Below are 20,713 nucleotides of genomic sequence, written 5' to 3'. Positions count from 1 at the left end.
CTGGCGCGTCGGGGTGTGATCGTGCAGTATGGCGCGGGGCAGGGGCATCATGGCTATGACACCTCCACAACTGCCGGCGGTCGCTGACCCCGGTTACCTCACGGCTGCATTGCGCAAGGCCCGCGCGCTGGACGCCGGCGCCGTGCGCGAGGTGACTGTGCTGCATGAGCGCGACACCGTGGTGTCGCATATCACCCGGCTCGGCCTGCGCTATGTCGGGGAGTCCACAGGCTCCCCGCAGACGCTGATCCTCAAGACGCCGCACGCCGATTTTGCCAAGACGCTCGCGCAGGGCGGTCGGCACGAGCTGGCCTTTTACCTGAAGCTCGCGCCGAAGATGCCGCCCGGGTTGGTGCCGCGCTGTTTCGATGGCCGTTCTGACGACGAGAGCGGGGCCTGGCATCTCCTGCTCGAAGACCTCACCGACAGTCATGAACTCGCGACCGTACCGACGCTGCCGCCGTCGCGCGACCAGTCGATGGCCATCGTCACGACGCTGGCGGGCATGCATGCGGTGTGGTGGAATCATCCCGATCTCGGCGAGACCGTCGGCACCTGGGCAAGTCCCGAGGACAGCGCGGCGCGCATCGAGACCTTCGCCGGTCATTACGACCGCTTTGCCGACGAGCTCGGCGATCGCCTCAGTGAGGAGCGGCGTATCCTTTACCGCCGTCTCATCGAGCAGTCGGAGCGACTCTCCGAGCGTTACCATTCGCGCCGCCACGTCACCATCGTTCACGGCGATGCGCATACGTGGAATTTCCTGTTGCCGCGGGCCGGCGTCGCGGACACCGTGCGCATTTTCGATTTCGATCTGTGGGGCATCAATGTTCCCACCAACGACCTCGCCTATATGATGGCGATCCAATGGTACCCGGAGCGCCGCCAGGCGCTCGAGCGGGTGCTGCTCAACCGTTACTACGAGACGCTGCTCGCACGCGGTGTGACCGGCTATACCCGCGGCGCGCTTGACCAGGATTACCGCTGGTCGGTGCTCTGGCACATCACCAAGCCGGTCTGGCAATGGGCCATCAACCTCCCGCCGGGGATCTGGTGGAACAATCTGGAGCGGGTGATGATGGCGGTCGAGGATCTGGGATGCGAGGAGTTGTTGTAGCGCTCGCAGTGGAAATGAAGTGCGACGGCGTCTCCACATTCTCGGTGTCGTCCCGGCGAAGGCCGGGACCCATAACCACAGGGAGTGGTTGTGGGAGCAAGCTGATGACTCCGAGTCTTCGCAAAACTATTGCTGCGGCCGTATGGGTCCCGGCCTTCGCCGGGACGACGGCGGAGTTTGTGGCATGACGGCAGTGCCTACTCCATCACCGCATGTTCCGGCCCCGCCGCCTGCTTGCGCAGCGTGGCCTTGGTCGAGCCGATCATCAGGGCGAGCGGGATGGTGCAGAGGATGAAGAACATCACCAGCTGGTAGTCGTGCGCGAAGGCAATGATCTGCGCCTGCACGCTGACCATGCGGTCGGCCATGGCGCGGCCGGCGTCGGTGGAGAGGTTGATCAGGCCGCGCACGTCAGGCATCTGCAGCGCGTGGTTGAACGGATTGATGTGCTCCGAGAGGATCGCATAGCTCTTGCGCGTGCCCTGCGTCAGCTGGGCGATCACGATGGAGATGCCGACCGAGCTTGCGACGTTGCGCAAGAGCGTCAGCATCGAGGTGCCGTCGGTACGCAGATGATTGGGCAGCGTCAGGAACGACACGGTCGAGAGCGGCACGAACACGAGGCCGAAGCCAAAACCCTGGATCACGCTGACGATGACGATCTCCGGCACCTGGGTCTGGTCGGTCCAGCCGGTCATCTGGAACAGCGAGGCCGCCGTCAGCGTCAGGCCGCAGATGATCAGGGTGCGGGCCTCGATGTACTTCATGATGCGGCCGACCATCATCATGGCGAAGAAAGTGCCGAAGCCGCGGCTCGCAAGCAGGCCGCCGGCCGTCATGATGGGATAGCCGATGACGTTCTGTAAGTAAGGGGAGGCCAGCGCCATGGTCGAGTACAGCACGAGGCCCATCACCGTCATGAAGATGCAGCCGGTGACGAAGTTGCGGTCCTTAAACAGCGCAAACTGGATGAACGGGCGCGAGGTCGTGAAGGAGTGCGCGAAGAAGTAATAGAAGGCGATGCCGGAGATGACGAACTCGGTCACGATCTCGACCGACTCGAACCAGTCGAGCTGCTCGCCGCGGTCGAGCGCGAGCTGAAGCGCGCCGATCGCGATCGCCAGCGCGCCGAAGCCGAACCAGTCGAACTTGAGGCTAAGGTCCTTCTTGGTCTCATCCATGAAGACCATCAGCCCGAACACGGTGATCGCACCGAACGGCAGATTGACGAAGAACACCCAGTGCCAGGAATAGGTCTCGGTGAGCCAGGCGCCGAGCGACGGGCCCATGATCGGGCCCATCATCACGCCCATGCCCCAGATCGACATCGCCTTGGCGCGCTCCTGGAGCGTGTAATAGTCGAGCATCACCGACTGGGACAGCGGCACCAGCGCGGCGCCGAACACGCCCTGCAGCAGGCGGAACAGCACCATCTGGTTGATGTCCTGCGCCAGCCCGCATAGGACGGAGGCGAAGGTGAAGCCGCCGGCGCAGATGATGAAGATGCGCTTGCGGCCGAAGCGGTTGGAGATCCATCCCACCGGCGCCGTCATGATCGCGGCGGCGACGATGTAGGAGGTCAGCACCCAGTTGATCTGGTCCTGCGAGGCCGACAGCGTGCCCTGCATATAGGGCAGCGCGACGTTGGCGATGGTGGTGTCCAGCGCCTGCATGATGGTCGCGGTCATGGCGCAGATCGTCACCATGTTCCGGCGCAGGCCGGGGACCATCAGATGGGCATTGGGGCCGGACATCAGCTTAGTCCTTGTCCTGGTCTCTATCCTGGCTTGCTGTCGCCGACAGGCCGAGCAGGCCGGCGAGCGAGCGCTGATGGCCGGTGTCGATGCTGGCATAGACGCTCATGCCGGCCTTCAGCTTCTTCACGTATGTGTCGCTCTCGTCGAAATAGATCCTGATCGGCACGCGCTGCACCACCTTGACGAAATTGCCGGTGGCGTTTTGCGGCGGCAGGATCGCGAATTGTGCGCCGGTGCCGGGCGACAGCGAGCCGATCTTGCCCTTGAAGAGGTGGTTCGGGAACGCGTCGACCTCGAGAGTGACCGCCTGGCCTTCGGTGACATAGGTGAGGTCGCTCTCCTTCGGATTGGCATCGACCCAGGGATGGGCGATGTCGACGATGGAGAACACCGCGGTGCCGGCGGCGACATAGCGGCCGAGCTGGATCTGCTCGACCTGGGTCGCGATGCCGCCCATCGAGGCGCGCACCACGGTATGGTCGAGATTGCGTTCGGCGTTCTCGAGCTTGGACTTGGCTTGCGCGTAAGGCGGGAACTTCTCCAGCGGCAGGTCGGTGTCGCCGAGCAGCTGGGTCTTGGCGGTCGAGATCTGCTGCTTGACGTATTGTGCGATCGAGCCCGAGGTCACCAGCGCGTTCGAGGCGTTGTCGAGATCGAGCTGCGAGCCGAAACTGTTCTTCACCAGCGCCTGCTTGCGCTCTACGTCACGCTGCTTCAGGTCGACGCCCTTCTGGGCGAGATCGAGCATGTCGCCGTAGATCTTGATGTTGGCGCGCAAATTGTCATAGGTCGTCTGGGCCTGCATCAGCTGCGCCTTGGCCTCATCCACCGCGAGGCGGAACGGCACCGGGTCGATCTCGAACAGCTCGTCGCCCTGCTTGACAAGCTGGCCTTCCTTCACGACGACCTTCTGGATCTTGCCGGAGATATCAGGCGTCACCAGCACCTTCTGCGCGCCGACATAGGCATCGTCGGTGCCGACATAGCGGCCGCCATTGAGATAGAAGGCGAGGCCGGCGATCACGGCCACGATCGGCAGCACCACCATCAGCAGGAAGCGGCGATAGCGGCGCAGGCCGGCGACGAAGCGGCGGCGCGGATCGGTGCCGGCCTTCTTGGTCGGCTTGCCGCTGTCGATCTTCTGCTCGGGCTGGAATTTGAGAACCTGATCAGCCATAGCGTTGCTCCTTACGTGCTTGTTCCGCGCCAGACGTCTGGATCGCGGTTCGCACGTTTTCCTTGATGGTTTCGAGTTGGGTGAGGAGACGGTGGGCGTCGGACGGGCTGATGCCGTCAAGCGCGTTCGCGGTCAGCTCGGATTTGAGCCCGCTCATCTTGCCCAGCAGCGCACGGCCCGCCTTCTTCAGATAGAGGCGCTTGACGCGGCGGTCGGTGGCGTCGCTGCGGCGCTCGATCCAGTCGTTGTCGCAGAGCTTGTCGATCAGCCGCGTCAGCGTGATCGGCTGCATCTCCAGCAGCTCGGCGAGCTCCGATTGCTTCATGCCCTCGCTGCGCTCGACCTTGGCCAGCACGGCCCATTGTGCGCGGGTGATGCCGAAGCGCGAGGCCTCCTTGTCGGCATAGACGCGCAAGAGCCGGTACAGCTCGCCGAGCGTGAAGAGGAAATTCTGGTCGACAGACGACCCGCGGATCATAAGCTTGGTCTCCAATAAGCTTGCAATATAATAAGCAAGCTTATGATTATTTCATGCCGGGTTCAACGGGAAGCTGTCCTGCCGCAAAAGCATGGCTGACCGCCGCGGCGCCGGTCATGCTTTGGGTTCCCCGGCCGAAATGCTAGAAGGCGGGCCGAATGACCCTCGCAAAGCCGGCCTTTCCGACGCCCGACCATGATCACGGACGCTGCACCGCGGACGCGCTGGCGCATGCGGAAGCGGTTTGCGAGCAGCGCGCGCAGAAATTCACGCCGATTCGCCGCCAGGTGCTGGGGGCCTTGCTCTCCAGCCATCGCCCACTCGGTGCTTATGAAGTGATCGACGAGCTCGCCAAATCGATGCCGCGGCCGGCGCCGATCACGGTCTACCGTGCTCTCGATTTCCTGATGGCGAACCGCCTCGTACACCGCATCGAAAGCCGCAACGCCTATCTCGCCTGCGCCGCCCACGACCATGACGCGACCTCGGCGGTGGCGTTCCTGATCTGCGAGCGCTGTGGCCTCGTCGGCGAGATCCCGTCAGGATCTTTCGCCGGGGAACTCAACGCCGCGGCGCGCAGCTCAGGCTTCGCACCAAAACTGTCCGTGGTGGAGATCACAGGCGTCTGCACCCATTGTCAGAAGAATTCTTAGGGAGATGGAAGCAACTCGAGCAAAAGCGGTGGTGCCCACCTCTCCCCGCTGGGGAGAGGTAAAGAACCCGCCATCTGATTAATCAAGCAACACGGCGCAAAGCCGGACCTCAGGAAGAAATGTCCGCAACCGAAGCCATCCCGTCCGCCGGCCGCCCGCTCAGTGCCGGAGCCATCGCCCTGATGCTGATGCTGTGCCTGACCTGGGGCTTCAACCAGATCGCGGTGAAGCTCGTCATCCCCGACATCCCGCCGATGTTGCAGGCGACCATCCGCTCGATGGGCGCGCTGCCGGTGCTTTTCATCATCGGCAGCTTGCGCGGGGCAAAGTTCTTCGAGCGCGACGGTACGCTCGCCGCAGGCCTGTTTGCCGGCTTGATGTTCGGCGTCGAATTCGTGCTGATCTATGAAGGTCTGCGCTTCACGCCGGCCTCGCGCGCGGTCGTGTTCCTCTACACCGCGCCGTTCTTCGTCGCGCTCGGTTCCTATCAGGTGCTGGGGGAGCGGCTGATGGGCTCGCAATGGCTGGGGCTGGCCTTGAGCTTTGCCGGCGTCGCGCTTGCGATCGGCGTGCCGCAGCCGGATGTCGATGCCAAAGTGCTGCTCGGCGATCTCATGATCGTCGGCGGCGGCGCGCTCTGGGCCGCGACCACGCTGGTCGCCAAGGCGACACGGCTGCGCTTTGCTCCGCCGGAGAAGGCGCTGGGCTACCAGGTCGCGATGTCGATCCCGATCCTGGGGCTCGCCGCCTATCTGTTCGGGGAGACCATCCCTCATACCCCGCGCCCGCTCTCGATCGGGCTGATGGTGTTCCAGACGGTCTGGGTGGTGGGAACGACGTTCACGCTTTGGTTCGCGCTGGTGAAGACCTATTCGGCCAGCAAATTGTCGGCTTTTACCTTCATCACCCCTTTGTTTGGCGTGGTGGCTAGCTATTTCATCATGCACGACACCCTAAGTCTGGCCTTTGGGGCGGCAGCCGTCCTTGTAATTGCTGGACTTTTTCTGGTTAACCGTCCGAGCCGAGAGGCCGCGGCGCCAGCTGATGCATTGCTGAACGTCACCAAAACCTGATATTTGGACCCCATGAACAAGCTCGAAAACACCATCGATTCCGACATCGCCGGCCCCGCGCCCCGGCACAAGACCACCCAGGTGAAGGTGGGCAACGTCGCTGTGGGCGGCGGCGCGCCGATCGTCGTGCAGTCGATGACCAACACCGACACCGCCGATATCGACGGCACCATCGCCCAGGTCGCAGCGCTCGCGCGCGCCGGCTCCGAAATGGTCCGCATCACCGTGGATCGCGAGGAGGCCGCTGCGGCTGTCCCGCACATCCGCGACGGCCTCGCCAAGCGCGGCATCACCACGCCCTTGATCGGCGACTTCCATTATATCGGCCACAAGCTGCTGGCGGCCTATCCGGCCTGCGCCGAGGCGCTGGCGAAATACCGCATCAATCCCGGCAATGTCGGCTTCAAGGATAAGCGCGACACCCAGTTCGCCGACATCATCGAGATCGCGAACAAGAACAACAAGCCGGTGCGCATCGGCGCCAATTGGGGCTCGCTCGACCAGGAGCTCTTGACCAAGCTGATGGACGAGAACGCCGCCTCCGCCAATCCGCGCGACGTGCGCGCGGTGACGCGCGAGGCGATGGTGCAGTCGGCGCTGCTCTCGGCCGCGCGCGCCGAAGAGCTCGGCATGCCCAAGGACCGCATCATCCTCTCAGCCAAGGTCTCGGCGGTGCAGGACCTCATCGCGGTCTATCAAGATCTCGCCGCGCGTTCCGACTACGCGATCCATCTCGGCCTGACCGAGGCAGGCATGGGCTCGAAGGGCATCGTGGCCTCGTCCGCCGCGCTCGGCATCCTGTTGCAGCAGGGCATCGGCGACACCATCCGCATCTCGCTTACGCCGGAGCCCGGCGGCGACCGCACCCGCGAGGTGCAGGTCGGCCAGGAGCTGCTGCAGACCATGGGCTTCCGTACCTTCGTGCCGCTGGTGGCCGCGTGCCCCGGCTGCGGCCGCACCACCTCGACCACGTTCCAGGAGCTGGCACGCTCGATCCAGGATTTCATCCGCGACGAGATGCCGACCTGGAAGACCAAATATCCCGGCGTCGAGGAGCTCAACGTCGCGGTGATGGGCTGCATCGTCAACGGCCCCGGCGAATCCAAGCACGCCAATATCGGCATCTCCCTGCCCGGCACCGGCGAAGCGCCGGCCGCGCCCGTCTTCGTCGACGGCAAGAAGTTCCGCACGCTGCGTGGCCCCACCATCTCCGCCGATTTCAAGGCGCTGGTGATCGACTACATCGACCAGCGCTACGGCCAGGGCGCCAAGGTGCCGGAGACGGCGGCGGAGTAGGCGTCTTTCAATTATCGAAGCGTAGGGCGGGTTAGCGTAGCGTAACCCGCCTTATTTTTTGCGCGCGCGAAGTGGCGGGTTACGCTTCGCTAACCCGCCCTACATTGCTACGATGCTTCCCAATCAAGATGATCGGGAGCAACACCCATGAGCTCACTCGCCGGCAAGCAAGGCCCGCGCTATCGCCACGCGGCTGACGATGGCGCGCCCTACGAAACCATCGCGGTCGAAAAGCTCACCCCCATCATCGGTGCGGAAATCTCCGGCGTCGACATCGGCAAGCTGGTCGAGGGCGATGCGCGCTCTATCAGGCAGATGGACGAGATCCACCGCGCGCTGGCCGAAAACCTCGTGATCTTCTTCCGCGACCAGCACATCACGCCGAAGCAGCACCTCGCCTTCGGCCGCAAGTTCGGCGAGCTGCATTTTCATCCCGCAGCTCCTCACGAGGATGAAGACCCGGCCTTGATGAAGATCTACGCCGACAAGAACTCGCCCCGCGCCAATGGCGAGGGCTGGCATTCCGACGTCTCCTGCGATCTCGAGCCGCCGATGGGCTCGATCCTCTACATCAAGCAGTGCCCGCCGCGCGGCGGCGATACGCTGTTCGCCAACATGTACGCCGCCTATGAGGCGCTGTCGGATCGGATGAAAGCCTATCTCGACGGCCTCACCGCGCTGCACGACGGCGAGCCGATCTATCGCGGCCTTTATGCGAACTATGGCGTCGCCGACCGCCCGTCCTATCCGCACGCCGAGCATCCGGTGGTGCGCACCCATCCGGTCACGGGCAGGAAGGCGCTCTATGTCAACAGAGGCTTCACCCGCCACATCAACGGCATCCCGCGCGACGAGAGCGACGCGATACTCGCCTATCTCTACCAGCACGCCGAGAACCCGCTGTTCCAGTGCCGCTTCCGCTGGACCGAGAACGCCATCGCGTTCTGGGACAACCGCTGCACCCAGCATCGCGCGATGTGGGACTACTGGCCGCACACGCGCTCGGGCACGCGCGTCACGGTGAAGGGAGAACGGCCGGTGTGACGATATCGTGGCGCATCACCGCCGCTCTTGCTGTTGCGCTGATCCCGCTCTTGGCTTTGCCGGCTGAGCATGGCGAGGCGGCACCGGGGCGCAAGGTCGCGCGCGCGAAGCCCAAGCCTCTGCCCGCTCCGGAAACATGCGATCCGCACAAATTCCGGATCATTCTCGATGTCGGACACACCTCCGAATCGCAAGGCGCTACCAGCGCGCGCAACGATGTCGAATTCGGCTTCAACCTGCAGCTGGCGAAGCTGATCGGCGAGAGATTGAAGTCGGCAAGCTTCGCCGCAACCCGCGTGCTGGTGACCGACGGCAAGGCGAAAGCGAGCCTGCTCAAGCGCGTCGGAACCGCCAATGCTGCGCATGCGGATTTCCTCCTGTCGATTCATCATGATTCCGTGCCCGACAAGATGCTCGAAGAGTGGGAATTCGACGGCGCCAAGAGCTATTTCAGCGATCGCTTCAGCGGTCATTCGCTGTTCGTGTCGGAGCGCAACCCGCATTTCTCCGCCAGCCTCGCCTTCGCCAAGCTGCTGGGCCGGGAGCTGAAGGACAAAGGCCTGCAATACGCCACCCAATACTCCCTGCCGCTGATGGGGCGCTACCGGCATCCGTTGCTGGACAAGGATGTCGGCGTCTACCGCTATGACGGCCTCGTCGTGCTCTCGCAGACCCGAAGCGCCGCGGTGCTGCTGGAAGCCGGCTCCATCATCAACCGCGACGAGGAGATGGCGATGAACTCGCCGGAGCGACGGGAGCTGATTGCGGCGGCTGTGACGCGGGCGATGCGGTCGTATTGCGAGAAGCGGTAGCTGGCCAATATCCTACAGCGGCGCCCCGCGATATTCCCGGTTCGCCAGGCTCGCCTCCTCCAGATCCAGATCGCGTTCGATCCTGCGCCGCGTCTCGTCGGTGATCTGCCCGTCGCGCAGGAGATCATGGATGAACTTGCGCTCGGCCTCGATCAGCTCGCGGGTCAGCGCGGTGCCGGCGGCCGAGACGTCATGATGGGCGGGATCGAGCGAGTCAGGCAGCTGGTTGACGCGGATCTCGTGGCGGGCGCGCAAGAGCCGCATCACCTCGTCCGACACCTCTTTCTGCTCGGTCAGCGCATCCAGCGATTTCAGCGCCGCGTCGAGCGCCTGGCGCCGCGCCGAGATCTCGGCCTCGTGCTCGGCGGCATGCTCGATGCGGCCGGCTTGCGCGATGCCGAGCCAGCGCACCACCGGCGGCAGTGTCAGGCCGACGCCGATCAGCGTGATGAAGATGACGCCGAAGGCGACGAACAGGATCAGGTCGCGATAGGGGAAGGCGTTGCCGTCAGGCAGCGTGAACGGCAGCGCCAGCGCGGCGGCCAGCGACACGGCGCCGCGCACGCCGGTGAAGGCGAGCGCGAACGGCCATTGCCAGGGCGGCGACGGATCGCGTTTGCGCAGCGACTTGCTCAATATTCGCGGCAGATAGGTCGCGGGATAGAGCCAGGCAAAGCGCGCCAGAACGATCACGAGCATGACCACCGCCGTCGCGATCATGATGTCGTCGAGCGGGAATGCCTTCGACTTCTCATAGAGCGCGCGCATCTGGAAGCCGGTGAGCAGGAACAGCAGGCCCTCGATCAGGTAGATGATGAGATCCCAGAAGAAGATGCCCTGCAGGCGCGTCGATGCCGAAATCAGCAGCGGTCCGTTCCAGCTGACATAAAGGCCGCAGGCGACGGTGGCGATCACGCCGGAGCCGCCGACATGCTCCGGCAGCCAATAGGAGACATAGGGCGTGATCAGCGACAGCGTCAGCTCGACCTGCGGATCGCAAGACCATTTGCGAAAGCGCAGCGACAGCCAGCCGACACCGATGCCGAACGCGATCTCGCCGGCGACGATCAGGACAAATTCGCCCGCCGCCATCGGCAGCGAGAAATGCCCGACCATGATCGCGGCGAGCGCGAAGCGGTAGAGGATCAGCGCAGTGGCGTCGTTGGCGAGCCCTTCGCCCTCGAGGATGACAAGCAGCCGGCGCGGCATGTTGAGCCGGCGGGCGATCGCGAGCGGCGCCACCACATCGGGCGGCGCAACGATGGCCCCGAGCAGGAAGCCGATGCTCCAGGGCAGGCCGATCACGTAATGGGTGGCGGCCGCAACAAGCGCCGCCGTGAAGATCACGGCGCCGACCGCAAGCAGCACGATGGGGCGCAGATTGTTCCTGAACTCGCGCCAGCTCATGGCGACGCTCGCCGAATAGATCAGCGGCGGCAGCACCATCAGCAGCACCAGCTCCGGCGGCAGCTCGACCGGCGGCATGCCCGGCACGAAAGCCAGGCCGACGCCCGAGAGCATCAAGAGGATGGCCGGCGCCAGGTTGAAGCGCCGGGCCACCAGCGCGGTGCCGGCCAGCACCGCGAGCAGGATCAGGAAGGTCTGGAATTTCGCCGCGATCATGACCTGTCTTGGCCCGGAAGCGGCCAAGAGGTCAATGTGGAGAGGTCAAGGTGTGGTGGCTTACGCCAATCGTTCAGGCACCATAAGCCCGATGCTGGACGAGCAGGGAGCAACGATCGAGCAGCATGGGGATCTTTGGGGGGAAGTGGGAGAGAGTGAACGAACGCGCCACACGCGCCGTCATTGCGAGCGAAGCGAAGCAATCCAGAATCGATCCGCGGAAGAGATTCTGGATTGCTTCGTCGCAAGGGCTCCTCGCAATGAGGTGTGGCGAGAGTTCGGCTCGCAATGACGGAGAAATGCAGGACGAGCGTGCCCGATTTCAGGCCGCGGACCCTCACTCCCTCAGATCGTACCGATACGATTTCGACACGATCTGCCAGCCGTCGGCCAGCTTCATCGCCACCAGATAGTCCGTGAAGAAGCGTGGCGGCAGCTGGCATTTGACCTTGATGAAGGCGGTCTTGTCGTCCGAGCGGTCGATGGTGATGATGAAGTCCTCGCGCGGCTTGCCTTCCGCCTTGGCGGAGGGGCGCTTGCGCACCCAGGCGAGCCAGTCAGGCACGGTCAGGATCTTCAGCTCGCCCTTGTCCACCCAGCGCAGATCGGCTGAGGGGTGGAAGACCTCGCCGAGCTTGTCGGCATCTCCCTCGTAAAGCCCGTCAAAATAGGTTTGCACGACGGCTTCGACGCTCGACCGATTTTGGCTCATGGGTCGTCCCCTTTGAATGATGGCTTGACGGGAACTTAGTCGTACGGATCAAATTGCGCTATGGCTGTCTTCCGCCATTTGCGCGAGGGCATCATCATGACGGGCTCGCGACATCAGAACGCTCCGATCCTTGCCGGCGAATGCTATTGCCGCGCGGTCCGCTACGAAGTGGCGGACGCGTTCTCCTATGCGCTGAATTGTCACTGCTCGAACTGCCGCCGCACCACCGGTTCCGCCTTCAAGCCGTTTGCCGGCATCGAATATGGCCAGCTTCGTCTGGTCAGGGGCGAGGACAGCAAGGTGATCTACGGCGACGACATCACCCATGACGCACACTGTGCCCGCTGCGGCTCGCTGCTTTATTCCCGCGTCCGCGAAGGCAAATGGGCCCATGTCGCTATGGGAACCCTGGTCGATACCCCCACGATCCGTCCCACTGCGCATATTTTCGTGGGTTCCAAGGCGCCGTGGCACGAGATCACGGACAATCTGCCGCAATATCGGGGGCACGTCGGGGATGGCTAGAGCGTTTTCGAGCGAAATGGATACCGGTTCGCGTCAAGAAAACGCGTCAAAACTACATCCTAGAGCCCCGTTCCGATTCATCGGAACGGGGCTCTGGCGAAAACCGGCCGAGGCGGCAGGCGGCGAACCGCCAACGCACTGGCGCGACTAACAAAAGGGGCTCCTTAGCCGGTTGCTCGCGCCGTCTTGGTGACCTCCATCACAAGCGCAGGCGGCGGATCTTGCTAAGGCTGTCCCCGAGGGTGTGAACTGCCCCCAAATTTTGGAAGTGGTCATGCGCAATTTGTTCAGGCTTAGCCCATTGCTCCTCACCGTCGCGCTGCTGTTTGGCGCCGATCCCGCCTTTGCCGGAAAGCGCGTCGCGCTGGTGCTGGCCAACTCGGCCTATCAGAACGCGCCCTCGCTCGCCAATCCCGTCAATGACGGTGCGGTGATGGCGAAGACGCTGAAGGAGGCCGGCTTCGATGTCGTCGATTCCCGCCACGACCTGACCGCGCTCGATACCAGGCGTGTGCTGCGCGACTTCGCCGATGCGACCCGCGATGCCGACATCGCCCTGGTCTACTATGCCGGCCACGGCATCGAGGTCGACGGCTCCAACTATCTGATCCCTGTCGATGCCAAGCTCGAGCGCGACACCGACGTCTATGACGAGGCGCTCTCGCTGGATCGCGTGCTGGTCGCGGTCGAGCCGGCCAAGCAGCTTCGTCTGGTGATCCTCGATGCCTGCCGCGACAATCCGTTCGGCAGGACCATGAAGCGCACATTGGCCTCGCGCGGCATCGGCCGCGGTCTGGCCCAGGTCGAGCCGGCCAGCACCAACACGCTGATCGCCTATTCGGCCAAGGCCGGCTTCACCGCGCAGGATGGCGACGGCGCCAACAGCCCCTTCACCATCGCTTTGTCGAAGCATCTGACCACGCCCGGCCTCGACGTCCGCCGCGCCTTCGGCTTCGTGCGCGACGACGTGCTCAAGGCGACCGGCAACAAGCAGGAGCCGTTCGTCTACGGCTCGCTCGGCGGCGAGGATGTGCCGCTGGTGCCGGTCAAGGCCGCGCCGGCAGCAGCACCCGCGCCCGCGCTCAATCCGCAGGCCGATATGCGCCGCGACTATGAGCTTGCGCTCCAGGTCGGCAACAGGGCGGCATGGGAAGCCTTCCTGGCCCAGCACCCGGACGGCTTCTACGCCAACCTTGCCAAGCTTCAGATCGACAAGATCCAGGCCGAGCAGGTTCATGCCGCCGCCATCGAGAAGGCCAGGCAGGCCGAGGCCGAGCGCGACCGTCTCGCTGCGATTGGCGCGCAGACGGATGCGCAAGCCAGGGCGGCGGCCGAGGCGAAGGCGGCCGAGCAGGCCCAGCTTGCCGCGCAGAAAGCGAAGGAGCAGGCGCAGCAGCAGGCCGCCGCTGCCGAGCAGCAGCGGGTCAATCTCGCGGCGGCGCCGAGCACTGCGCCGGCCGGCACCGCAAGCCCTGCCGGGACCAACGTCGCCGCGCTGACGCCGACTGCAACGCCTGTTGATCTCAATCGCTCGGTTCAGACCGAGCTCGGTCGCGTCGGCTGTTTCTCGGGACAGGCTGACGGCGTCTGGAACACGTCCTCGCAGCGGTCGCTGTCGCAGTTCAATCGCTATGCCGGCACCAAGCTCGACGTGAAGGTGGCGAGCACGGATGCGCTCGACACGGTCAAGTCAAGGCAGTCACGCGTCTGCCCGCTGGTCTGCGATCACGGCTTCAAGGCCGATGGCGACGTCTGCACCAAGATCGTCTGCGACGAGGGCTATGTGCTGAATGACGACAATCGATGCGAGAAGCAGCGCGCCGCCAAGCCGGCCAAACCCGGAACTGACAAGCCAGCAACCGCCAAGCCCGCAACCTCCAAGCCCGCAACCGCCACGCGCGACGACAGCGATGACCGTGCCGCACGGCAGCGTCGTCAATCCGGCGGTGCGGCCGCTGGAGCTGCAGGCGTTGCTGCTGCTGGCGCCGGTCGCGCCTCGGGCGGTGGCGGCCAGATTTTCTGCAACGATCTGCTATGCCGTCCTGTCAAGCGCGGTTGTCATCTTGAGTATCGCGGCGGTGGCGGCCCTCACAACGATGCCAATTACGAAGTCTGCAACTGAGAGCGTCGCTTGCAATATCGTCCTGGCGAAGCCGGGACAATATTGCGGGGATCATGTCGCGATCGCGCTCGCCGCGATGTTCACCGTCAGCGCCAATAGCGCCGTGTTGTAGATGAACGATACGATGCCGTGTGCGGTGGCGGTGCGGCGGATGGTCCTGTCGGTGATGCCGACGTCGGAGACCTGCGCCGTCATGCCGATCACGAACGAGAAATAGACGAAGTCCCAATAGTCGGCGTGGTCTTCGGTGTCGCCGCTCGGAAACTGCAAGCCGCCCGGCGGGTGACGATAATAGTCATGGGCGTAATGCAGCGCGAAGGTCGTGTGCACGGCGGCCCAGGATAGCGCGATGGTGCTGATCGCAACGGTCAGTTCCATGGCGCCGCGGTGCGGCGTCCCGAGCTCATAGACGATCGCGGCAATGCTGGCGAACGCGCCGGTCGCCGTCACCAGCAGGATCACGAAACGGCCGTCGTCCTGCATCGCAGCCGCACGGCGGATGTGCTGGTGGTCGTTGCACAGCATCATCGTATAGACCAGCACGAGATAGACCGCGATCAGCGCATCCCAGCCGAACAGCAGCCGCGTCGCCAGCCGAAACGAACCGGGAATGAGCAGGCAGACGAGGATGCCGGCGGCAAGCGAGATGAAAGTCCGCGGCCGCGCATAGATCAGCCGCATCGGCCGCGACATCTGGCGGAAGCGGGCGAGTGCGGGATCTTCTTTTTCCATGCAGATCGTCCGGTAAATCGAGCGGCATCGCGGGTGCGCCCCCTCCCCCGCTTGCGGGGGAGGGCTGGGGAGAGGGTGTCTCCGCGATGGGACACTCCCCAAGAGGAGAGAACCCTCACCCGGATCGCTGTCGCGATCCGACCTCTCCCGCAAGCGGGAGAGGTGAGGAGCCCGGAGTTATCAGTTCTTCCGCTCGGCCACGAAGTGCGCGGCGGCTTGCAGGACGGCGGCGCGCTCGCCGAAGATCGAGATGGCGCTGTCGGCGCGGGCCAGCAGGTCGCGCACACGCTGCTTGGCACCGTCGATGCCGAGTTGGGTCACGAAGGTGGTCTTGCCGAGGGCGGCATCGGCGCCGGCGGGTTTGCCGAGGGCGGCCGCATCGCCTTCGACGTCGAGCAGGTCGTCGGCGATCTGGAAGGCTTCACCGAGCGCGCGGCCGTAATCGTCGAGCGCCTGATATTCCGCATTTGAGGCCTGACCGAGGATCGCGCCGGCGATGCAGCCATAGCGCAGCAGCGCACCGGTCTTCATCTGCTGAATGCGGGCAACATCAACAGGCTCATTGCCGCCGAAGCGGCCTTCGCCGGCCAGATCGAGAATCTGGCCGCCGACCATGCCGCCGATGCCGGCGCAGCGCGCCAGCGCGCGCGTCAGCAGCAGCCGTACATTGGCGTCGCGATGCACCTCATCGCGGGTGATGATGTCGAAAGCGATGGTCAAAAGGCCGTCGCCGGCAAGGATCGCGGTCGCATCGTCGGTCTGCTTGTGCAGGGTGGGGCGGCCGCGGCGCAGGTCCGAATTGTCCATCGCCGGCAGATCGTCATGGATCAGCGAATAGCAGTGGATGCATTCGAGCGCGGCGCCGACGAGCAGCGCGGCCTCGCGGGGAACACCGAACACGGCCGCACTCTCGACCACCAGGAACGGCCGCAGCCGCTTGCCGCCATTGAGGCTCGAATAGCGCATCGCGTCCATCAGCCGCTTGGGGCGGGCGATCTCATCGGGCAGGATGTCGTCCGACAGCAGACGCCCGAGCAAGGCCTCGGTGTCATCAGCGGTCTTGTCCAGACGTTTGGCGAAATCGGACGGGGACGTGCCGGTCATCAAGAAAGGCTCCAGAACTAAAATTCGGCGGGACAATCCTTTATGCGCCCGCCCCAGTCAATCGTTTGGAAGGCCTAAAAAGTGCTGGAAAAGGCCCGAATTATCACAGACTTAATGCCGCCATCCGTGGCCGCGTTTGATTTCGCGCCGGAAAGGTCGATTTGCGCATCGTCAAAATCCTGCTGGTAGCGCTCGCGATCGTGGCTCTCGTGCCCTATGTGGTCGCGCCGTTCTACCGCACCGGTCACCCGGTTTCGACCCTGATGGCCTGGCGCTCGCTGACGGGCGCGCCGATGCATCGGGAATGGATCGATCTCGCCGAGATGTCGCCTTACCTGCCGCGCTCGGTGGTGGCGGCCGAGGACGCCCATTTCTGCCGGCATCACGGCATCGACTGGGGCGCGCTGCGCGAGGCGATCAACGACGCGCAGGAGGACGGCACCGCGTTCCGCGGCGCCTCCACCATCACCCAGCAGGTGGCGAAAAACCTGTTCCTCTGGCAGGGGCGGGATTTCGTCCGCAAGGCGCTGGAATTTCCGCTGGCGCTCTGGATCGATCTCGTCCTGCCCAAGCAGCGGATCCTGGAAATCTACCTCAACATCGCCGAGCTTGGGCCCCGGGGCCAGTTCGGGGCGGAGGCCGGGAGCACCTATGCCTTCGGCAAGTCGGCCGCCAACCTGTCCCCCCGGGAGGCGGCCCTTCTGGCCGCGATCCTGCCGAATCCGGTCAAACGCAGCGCCAGGGTCCCGGGACCGGGGGTAAGGCGGCTGGCCGGGACCTATGTGGCAAGGGCGCAGGCCACCTCGCTTTTGACCTGCTGGCGGGAAAATCGCTGATTTCGGGGCCTTTTCGTACCGTTTTTCCGCTCCAGAACCCTAGCTTTACGGCCAGCCTTCCTCTATAAGCCCGGCCTTGATCGGCATTCAGCTCGCCTCGTATTGCGGGTGCTGAGCCGTCCCTGGCGGACGATGCCCGGATGAACACCAATCCCTAGAGGATATCGAAATGGCCGTTCCGAGACGTAAAACTTCGCCGTCGCGCCGTGGCATGCGCCGCTCGGCAGACGCCATCAAGAAGCCGACCTATGTGGAAGACAAGGACTCAGGCGAGCTCCGTCGTCCGCACCATCTCGACCTCAAGACCGGCATGTACAAGGGCCGTCAGGTCCTGAAGAAGAAAGAGTCCTGAGCTTAAGGACTCTTCTCCAGGCGGGCATTGCGCCCGCCTGATTGCCAACCCATGAGATATGACGGTGACGGCGGCGGAGCGAATGCTTCGCCGCTGCATTGTTCTGTCTGGACATCTTGATCGAGAAGGCGCTTTGCCGATGGTCGGTTTCCCGCTGCTTCTGATTCCGCTCGCGGTCTACAACATCATCGCCTTCCTGATGCCCAGCGTGTCCTTCTCGGACGTGCTGTTCAAGGTGCCGATGATCACGGGCGAGACCTGGCCGGTCACGCTGTCTGATCTGCTGCTGGCGCTCGGCGTGCTGCTGCTGCTGCTCGAAGTGGTCAAGGGCGCGCGGCCCGGCGCGAAATTCCTGATGGATCATCTGCTGTCGCTGATCATCTTCGGCGCGGCCGCGGCCGAATTCGTGATGTGGCCCAAATTCGGCAACTCGACCTATTTTCTTCTGGTGCTGCTTTCGATGGCCGATTTCCTCGGCGGCATCGCGCAACGCACCCGCCGCCGCATTGCCTATGTCGCCACGGAGACGGTGACAGTGCCGCGCAAGGCCAAGCGCCAGGCCGAGGCGCCGTCGCCGGCGTCAACCTTCGAGCCGAAGGTCGATCCCGTGCCTGCACCGCCAACTGAGCGGCCCGCGCCCTCGGCGCAATCGGTGGCCGAATCCGTCTTGATGGACCACCCCGCGCCGAAGCCGGGCATCGCACCGTCGCCGGAAATTCCCTCACCGCATTTGCAGCCAGGCAACGGCACGCCGTCCTCGCCTGACGAGCCGCGGTGAGCGAGAGAGCGCTACAGCTGTCACCGCCGTGAAGGTGTGCTCCCTCTCCCGCTTGCGGGAGAGGGTTGGGGAGAGGGTGTCTCCGCATTGGGACAATCCCCAAGAGGAAAGAACCCTCACCCGCCACGCTCTGCGAGCGTGCAAAAGACGAGGGTAAGCCTCGGCGTCCTTGAAGAACGGCCGCCAAAGGCGGCCTATGCTCTCCCGCAAGCGGGAGAGGCGGAGCGAGCGCGAGGCGACAGTTGTCCTGAAAGCAGCGCTACGCCACCTGCCGCGTCCGCGCCGCCACGCTTCCCAGCAGGCGCTTGCCGCCATAGGCCATGCGGGCGTCCTCGGACGAGCCGCGGCGCAGCCGGCTCGCCTGGGGCAGGTGCTCGGCATTGGCGATCAGCTGGGTGACGAAGCTCGGATCGGGGCGCGTCAGCGGCACCTTGCGGACCAGCTGTAAAACCGGTGCAAGCGGGACCAGCGCGGTACTCGCTTCCCGCGTCGTTTGTTCGATCTGATCCGCATTCACCATCGCAACACCGCTGATCCTGATGAACTGGCGCGTTTTGGGACGCTTGCGCCGGTGCATGTGATGGTCTCGCAAGGCCTATGCCGGCCGAGCCTATTCCGTTCCGCGCGGTTCGGGAACGTGGTTTCCAAATTGTTTATGAACTTTGCCTAGGGTCGGAGACGATTCTGGCCCTATTCTGTGCCGGCTCAGGACTCCCCGCTGTCCCGAAACGAGGCGCTTTTGACCCCAGCATTGCCGCAAGCCTCCGAAATCCTCGCCGCCCTCGGCGAGGCCCTGTTCGTCTGGGATCTCGCCAGCGACGCGATCGTCTGGGGCGAGCAGGCCGGCGCCATCTTCCCCGGCATTCCGGCCGAGCGGCTTGCCACCGGCGCCGAGTTCGCCAAGCTGATCGAGCCTGCGCAAGGCTTGCGGAGCGCCGCGCTGGCCCAGACCTCCGCCGTGCACGGCAACGACGGCACGCCCTACCGGGTCGAATATGGCGTGCGCATGAGCGCCTCCGATCCCGTGGTCTGGATCGAGGAGACCGGCCGCTGGTTTGCCGGCGCTGACGGTCGCCCCACGCGCGTGATCGGCTCTATCAGGATCAATAATGAACGGCATGCCCGCGACGAGGAATTGACCAGGCTTGCGCGGCTCGACCCGCTGACGGGCGAGCTCAACCGCTCGCACCTGATCGCGGCGCTGGCCGAAGCAATCGAGGAGACGAGCCGCTTCCGCTCCACCGCGGCCTTCATGCTGGTCGGCATCGACCATCTGGCCCGCGTCAACGACGCCTTCGGCTTCGACGTGGCCGATGCCGTGATCCTCGACGTCGCCAGGCGCATTCGCGCGCGCTTGCGCGGCGGCGACGTGCTCGGCCGCTTCTCGGGCAACAAGTTCGGCCTGATCCTGAAGAACTGCACCGTCGACGACATGAACGTCGCCGCCGAGCGCTTCCTCGCCGGTGTCCGCGACGAGGTGGTGCCGACCAAGTCGGGGCCGGTGTCTGTCACCGTCTCGATCGGCGCCGTCAGCCTGCCACGCTATGCCCGCAACACCGACGAGGCGATCAATCGCGCCCATGAGACGCTCGACGCCGCCAAGCGTCGCCGTGCCGGTGCGTTCGCGGCCTGGCGCCCGGATGCGACCCGTGATGCGCAGCGCCGCGTCAACATCCGCGTCACCGACGAGATCGTCACCGCGCTGAACGAGCGTCGCATCAGGCTCGCTTACGAGCCGGTGGTATCGGCCGCCACGCGCGAGGGCGCGTTCCACGAATGCCTGGTGCGGATGGACCAGGGCGACGGCCAGGTGCTGCTCGCACCCGACATCGTGCCGGTCGCCGAACGGCTCGGCCTGATCCGCCTGGTCGATCACCGCGTGCTCGAGCTCGTGGTCGCAGAGCTCGCGGCCGCACCCGATGTCAGGCTCAGCCTCAACATCTCGCCCGATACCACGATGGATCCCGACTGGTGGGCCGGAATCGAATCGCTGATGCGCGCCCATCCCGGCGTTGCCGAGCGGCTGATCGTGGAGATCACCGAGACGGTCGCGATCCAGGACATCGACGACGTCCGCGCCTTCGTCAGCCGGCTCAAGAATTTCGGCAGCCGCATCGCCATCGACGATTTCGGCGCCGGCTACACCTCGTTCCGAAACCTGCGCAAGCTCGGCGTGGACATCGTCAAGATCGACGGCGCCTTCGTGCAGAACATCATCCGTTCCGCCGACGACCGCGCCTTCGTCCAGACCCTGATCGACCTCGCCCGCCGCCTCGACATCAAGACCGTCGCCGAATGGGTGCAGGACGAGGAGGCCGCCACCATGCTGCGCGACTGGGGCTGCGACTACATCCAGGGCCGCCTGATCGGCCTCGCCTCAGCCGAGCGGCCGTGGTGTCAGCCGCCGAACGACGCGCTGCCGGCGGCCGGGTAGGTCTCGTAGGGTGGGTTAGTTGTGGAATTTCAACAGGTCGTCCATCGGCAGGCCGAGGCGGCTGATGGGCGGCTTGGCTTGCAGACTA

General features: G+C 64.6%; 20 protein-coding genes. 12 read left to right on the top strand and 8 right to left on the bottom strand.

Going from position 1 to position 20,713, the window contains the following annotated elements; all coding sequences use genetic code 11:
* The first annotated feature begins 28 nt into the window (after positions 1 to 28).
* Positions 29 to 1,117, top strand: coding sequence for a phosphotransferase (locus XH80_RS09065; RefSeq protein ID WP_271598294.1), 1,089 nt, complete (start codon positions 29 to 31; stop codon positions 1,115 to 1,117).
* A 197-nt stretch (positions 1,118 to 1,314) separates the two neighbouring features.
* Here XH80_RS09065 and XH80_RS09060 read toward each other — a convergent pair whose 3' ends face one another.
* From XH80_RS09060 to XH80_RS09050, 3 genes are read right to left on the bottom strand one after another with little or no spacing between them, the layout of a single operon-like run.
* Positions 1,315 to 2,871, bottom strand: coding sequence for an MDR family MFS transporter (locus tag XH80_RS09060; RefSeq protein ID WP_271598293.1), 1,557 nt, complete (start codon positions 2,869 to 2,871; stop codon positions 1,315 to 1,317).
* 4 nt (positions 2,872 to 2,875) lie between these two features.
* On the bottom strand, positions 2,876 to 4,051 hold the full coding sequence (locus tag XH80_RS09055; RefSeq protein WP_271598292.1) for an HlyD family secretion protein: 1,176 nt from the start codon (positions 4,049 to 4,051) through the stop codon (positions 2,876 to 2,878).
* A complete protein-coding gene (locus XH80_RS09050) occupies positions 4,044 to 4,529 on the bottom strand; it encodes a MarR family winged helix-turn-helix transcriptional regulator (protein WP_271598291.1) in 486 nt (161 codons plus the stop codon). Before XH80_RS09050 ends, XH80_RS09055 begins: the two co-directional genes overlap by 8 nt.
* A 158-nt stretch (positions 4,530 to 4,687) precedes the next feature.
* On the opposite strand from XH80_RS09050, the gene XH80_RS09045 reads away from it, so the two are divergent.
* The 5 genes from XH80_RS09045 (at position 4,688) to XH80_RS09025 (ending at position 9,407) form a co-directional block, all read left to right on the top strand.
* Positions 4,688 to 5,182, top strand: coding sequence for a Fur family transcriptional regulator (locus XH80_RS09045; RefSeq protein ID WP_271598290.1), 495 nt, complete (start codon positions 4,688 to 4,690; stop codon positions 5,180 to 5,182).
* A 119-nt stretch (positions 5,183 to 5,301) separates the two neighbouring features.
* Positions 5,302 to 6,255, top strand: coding sequence for a DMT family transporter (locus tag XH80_RS09040; RefSeq protein ID WP_271598289.1), 954 nt, complete (start codon positions 5,302 to 5,304; stop codon positions 6,253 to 6,255).
* Between the two features lie 12 nt (positions 6,256 to 6,267).
* Complete coding sequence (gene ispG, locus XH80_RS09035) at positions 6,268 to 7,551, top strand: flavodoxin-dependent (E)-4-hydroxy-3-methylbut-2-enyl-diphosphate synthase (RefSeq protein ID WP_271598288.1); 1,284 nt, start codon at positions 6,268 to 6,270, stop codon at positions 7,549 to 7,551.
* A gap of 147 nt (positions 7,552 to 7,698) precedes the next feature.
* Positions 7,699 to 8,595, top strand: a complete 897-nt coding sequence (locus XH80_RS09030; RefSeq protein WP_271598287.1) for a TauD/TfdA dioxygenase family protein — start codon at positions 7,699 to 7,701, stop codon at positions 8,593 to 8,595.
* Positions 8,592 to 9,407 (top strand): N-acetylmuramoyl-L-alanine amidase family protein, encoded by an 816-nt coding sequence (locus tag XH80_RS09025; protein ID WP_442868563.1) that lies wholly within the window; start codon positions 8,592 to 8,594, stop codon positions 9,405 to 9,407. The genes XH80_RS09030 and XH80_RS09025 overlap by 4 nt, the downstream gene beginning before the upstream one ends.
* A gap of 12 nt (positions 9,408 to 9,419) precedes the next feature.
* On the opposite strand, the gene XH80_RS09020 is transcribed toward XH80_RS09025, so the two are convergent.
* Together XH80_RS09020 and XH80_RS09015 are read right to left on the bottom strand one after the other, a co-directional pair.
* Positions 9,420 to 11,030, bottom strand: coding sequence for a Na+/H+ antiporter (locus tag XH80_RS09020; protein WP_271598286.1), 1,611 nt, complete (start codon positions 11,028 to 11,030; stop codon positions 9,420 to 9,422).
* A gap of 337 nt (positions 11,031 to 11,367) precedes the next feature.
* Positions 11,368 to 11,742 (bottom strand): nuclear transport factor 2 family protein, encoded by a 375-nt coding sequence (locus XH80_RS09015; RefSeq protein WP_057749970.1) that lies wholly within the window; start codon positions 11,740 to 11,742, stop codon positions 11,368 to 11,370.
* A 96-nt stretch (positions 11,743 to 11,838) separates the two neighbouring features.
* On the opposite strand from XH80_RS09015, the gene XH80_RS09010 reads away from it, so the two are divergent.
* A complete protein-coding gene (locus XH80_RS09010) occupies positions 11,839 to 12,267 on the top strand; it encodes a GFA family protein (protein WP_271598356.1) in 429 nt (142 codons plus the stop codon).
* 274 nt (positions 12,268 to 12,541) lie between these two features.
* Positions 12,542 to 14,389, top strand: coding sequence for a caspase family protein (locus XH80_RS09005; protein WP_271598285.1), 1,848 nt, complete (start codon positions 12,542 to 12,544; stop codon positions 14,387 to 14,389).
* Between the two features lie 51 nt (positions 14,390 to 14,440).
* Here XH80_RS09005 and XH80_RS09000 read toward each other — a convergent pair whose 3' ends face one another.
* Together XH80_RS09000 and XH80_RS08995 are read right to left on the bottom strand one after the other, a co-directional pair.
* Positions 14,441 to 15,121 (bottom strand): DUF1345 domain-containing protein, encoded by a 681-nt coding sequence (locus tag XH80_RS09000; RefSeq protein ID WP_271598284.1) that lies wholly within the window; start codon positions 15,119 to 15,121, stop codon positions 14,441 to 14,443.
* 180 nt (positions 15,122 to 15,301) lie between these two features.
* Positions 15,302 to 16,225, bottom strand: a complete 924-nt coding sequence (locus XH80_RS08995; protein ID WP_271598283.1) for a polyprenyl synthetase family protein — start codon at positions 16,223 to 16,225, stop codon at positions 15,302 to 15,304.
* A gap of 161 nt (positions 16,226 to 16,386) precedes the next feature.
* On the opposite strand from XH80_RS08995, the gene mtgA reads away from it, so the two are divergent.
* The 3 genes from mtgA (at position 16,387) to XH80_RS08980 (ending at position 18,191) form a co-directional block, all read left to right on the top strand.
* A complete protein-coding gene (gene mtgA / locus XH80_RS08990; RefSeq protein ID WP_271598282.1) occupies positions 16,387 to 17,061 on the top strand; it encodes a monofunctional biosynthetic peptidoglycan transglycosylase in 675 nt (224 codons plus the stop codon).
* Positions 17,062 to 17,230: 169 nt separating this feature from the next.
* Entirely contained in the window at positions 17,231 to 17,413 is a 183-nt protein-coding gene (rpmF, locus tag XH80_RS08985) for a 50S ribosomal protein L32 (protein WP_007598106.1), read from the top strand.
* A gap of 139 nt (positions 17,414 to 17,552) precedes the next feature.
* Entirely contained in the window at positions 17,553 to 18,191 is a 639-nt protein-coding gene (locus tag XH80_RS08980; RefSeq protein WP_271598281.1) for a hypothetical protein, read from the top strand.
* A 259-nt stretch (positions 18,192 to 18,450) separates the two neighbouring features.
* Here XH80_RS08980 and XH80_RS08975 read toward each other — a convergent pair whose 3' ends face one another.
* Complete coding sequence (locus tag XH80_RS08975) at positions 18,451 to 18,711, bottom strand: hypothetical protein (protein WP_271598355.1); 261 nt, start codon at positions 18,709 to 18,711, stop codon at positions 18,451 to 18,453.
* Between the two features lie 219 nt (positions 18,712 to 18,930).
* Here XH80_RS08975 and XH80_RS08970 point away from each other — a divergent pair, with 219 nt between their 5' ends.
* Entirely contained in the window at positions 18,931 to 20,625 is a 1,695-nt protein-coding gene (locus XH80_RS08970) for a putative bifunctional diguanylate cyclase/phosphodiesterase (protein ID WP_271598280.1), read from the top strand.
* The last annotated feature ends 88 nt before the right edge of the window (positions 20,626 to 20,713 follow it).

Source organism: Bradyrhizobium sp. CCBAU 45384, assembly GCF_028128665.1.
Lineage (GTDB): Bacteria > Pseudomonadota > Alphaproteobacteria > Rhizobiales > Xanthobacteraceae > Bradyrhizobium > Bradyrhizobium manausense.
The sequence above is the reverse complement of the archived record's forward strand: the minus strand, read 5'-3'. Positions and strand labels throughout refer to the sequence as shown.

Coding starts and splice junctions, on each gene's coding strand:
- XH80_RS09065 (WP_271598294.1), top strand. CDS start 29: ATGGCGCGGGGCAGGGGCATCATGGCTATGACACCTCCACAACTGCCG.
- XH80_RS09060 (WP_271598293.1), bottom strand. CDS start 2,871: ATGTCCGGCCCCAATGCCCATCTGATGGTCCCCGGCCTGCGCCGGAAC.
- XH80_RS09055 (WP_271598292.1), bottom strand. CDS start 4,051: ATGGCTGATCAGGTTCTCAAATTCCAGCCCGAGCAGAAGATCGACAGC.
- XH80_RS09050 (WP_271598291.1), bottom strand. CDS start 4,529: ATGATCCGCGGGTCGTCTGTCGACCAGAATTTCCTCTTCACGCTCGGC.
- XH80_RS09045 (WP_271598290.1), top strand. CDS start 4,688: ATGACCCTCGCAAAGCCGGCCTTTCCGACGCCCGACCATGATCACGGA.
- XH80_RS09040 (WP_271598289.1), top strand. CDS start 5,302: ATGTCCGCAACCGAAGCCATCCCGTCCGCCGGCCGCCCGCTCAGTGCC.
- ispG (WP_271598288.1), top strand. CDS start 6,268: ATGAACAAGCTCGAAAACACCATCGATTCCGACATCGCCGGCCCCGCG.
- XH80_RS09030 (WP_271598287.1), top strand. CDS start 7,699: ATGAGCTCACTCGCCGGCAAGCAAGGCCCGCGCTATCGCCACGCGGCT.
- XH80_RS09020 (WP_271598286.1), bottom strand. CDS start 11,030: ATGATCGCGGCGAAATTCCAGACCTTCCTGATCCTGCTCGCGGTGCTG.
- XH80_RS09015 (WP_057749970.1), bottom strand. CDS start 11,742: ATGAGCCAAAATCGGTCGAGCGTCGAAGCCGTCGTGCAAACCTATTTT.
- XH80_RS09010 (WP_271598356.1), top strand. CDS start 11,839: ATGACGGGCTCGCGACATCAGAACGCTCCGATCCTTGCCGGCGAATGC.
- XH80_RS09005 (WP_271598285.1), top strand. CDS start 12,542: ATGCGCAATTTGTTCAGGCTTAGCCCATTGCTCCTCACCGTCGCGCTG.
- XH80_RS09000 (WP_271598284.1), bottom strand. CDS start 15,121: ATGGAAAAAGAAGATCCCGCACTCGCCCGCTTCCGCCAGATGTCGCGG.
- XH80_RS08995 (WP_271598283.1), bottom strand. CDS start 16,225: ATGACCGGCACGTCCCCGTCCGATTTCGCCAAACGTCTGGACAAGACC.
- rpmF (WP_007598106.1), top strand. CDS start 17,231: ATGGCCGTTCCGAGACGTAAAACTTCGCCGTCGCGCCGTGGCATGCGC.
- XH80_RS08980 (WP_271598281.1), top strand. CDS start 17,553: ATGGTCGGTTTCCCGCTGCTTCTGATTCCGCTCGCGGTCTACAACATC.
- XH80_RS08975 (WP_271598355.1), bottom strand. CDS start 18,711: ATGGTGAATGCGGATCAGATCGAACAAACGACGCGGGAAGCGAGTACC.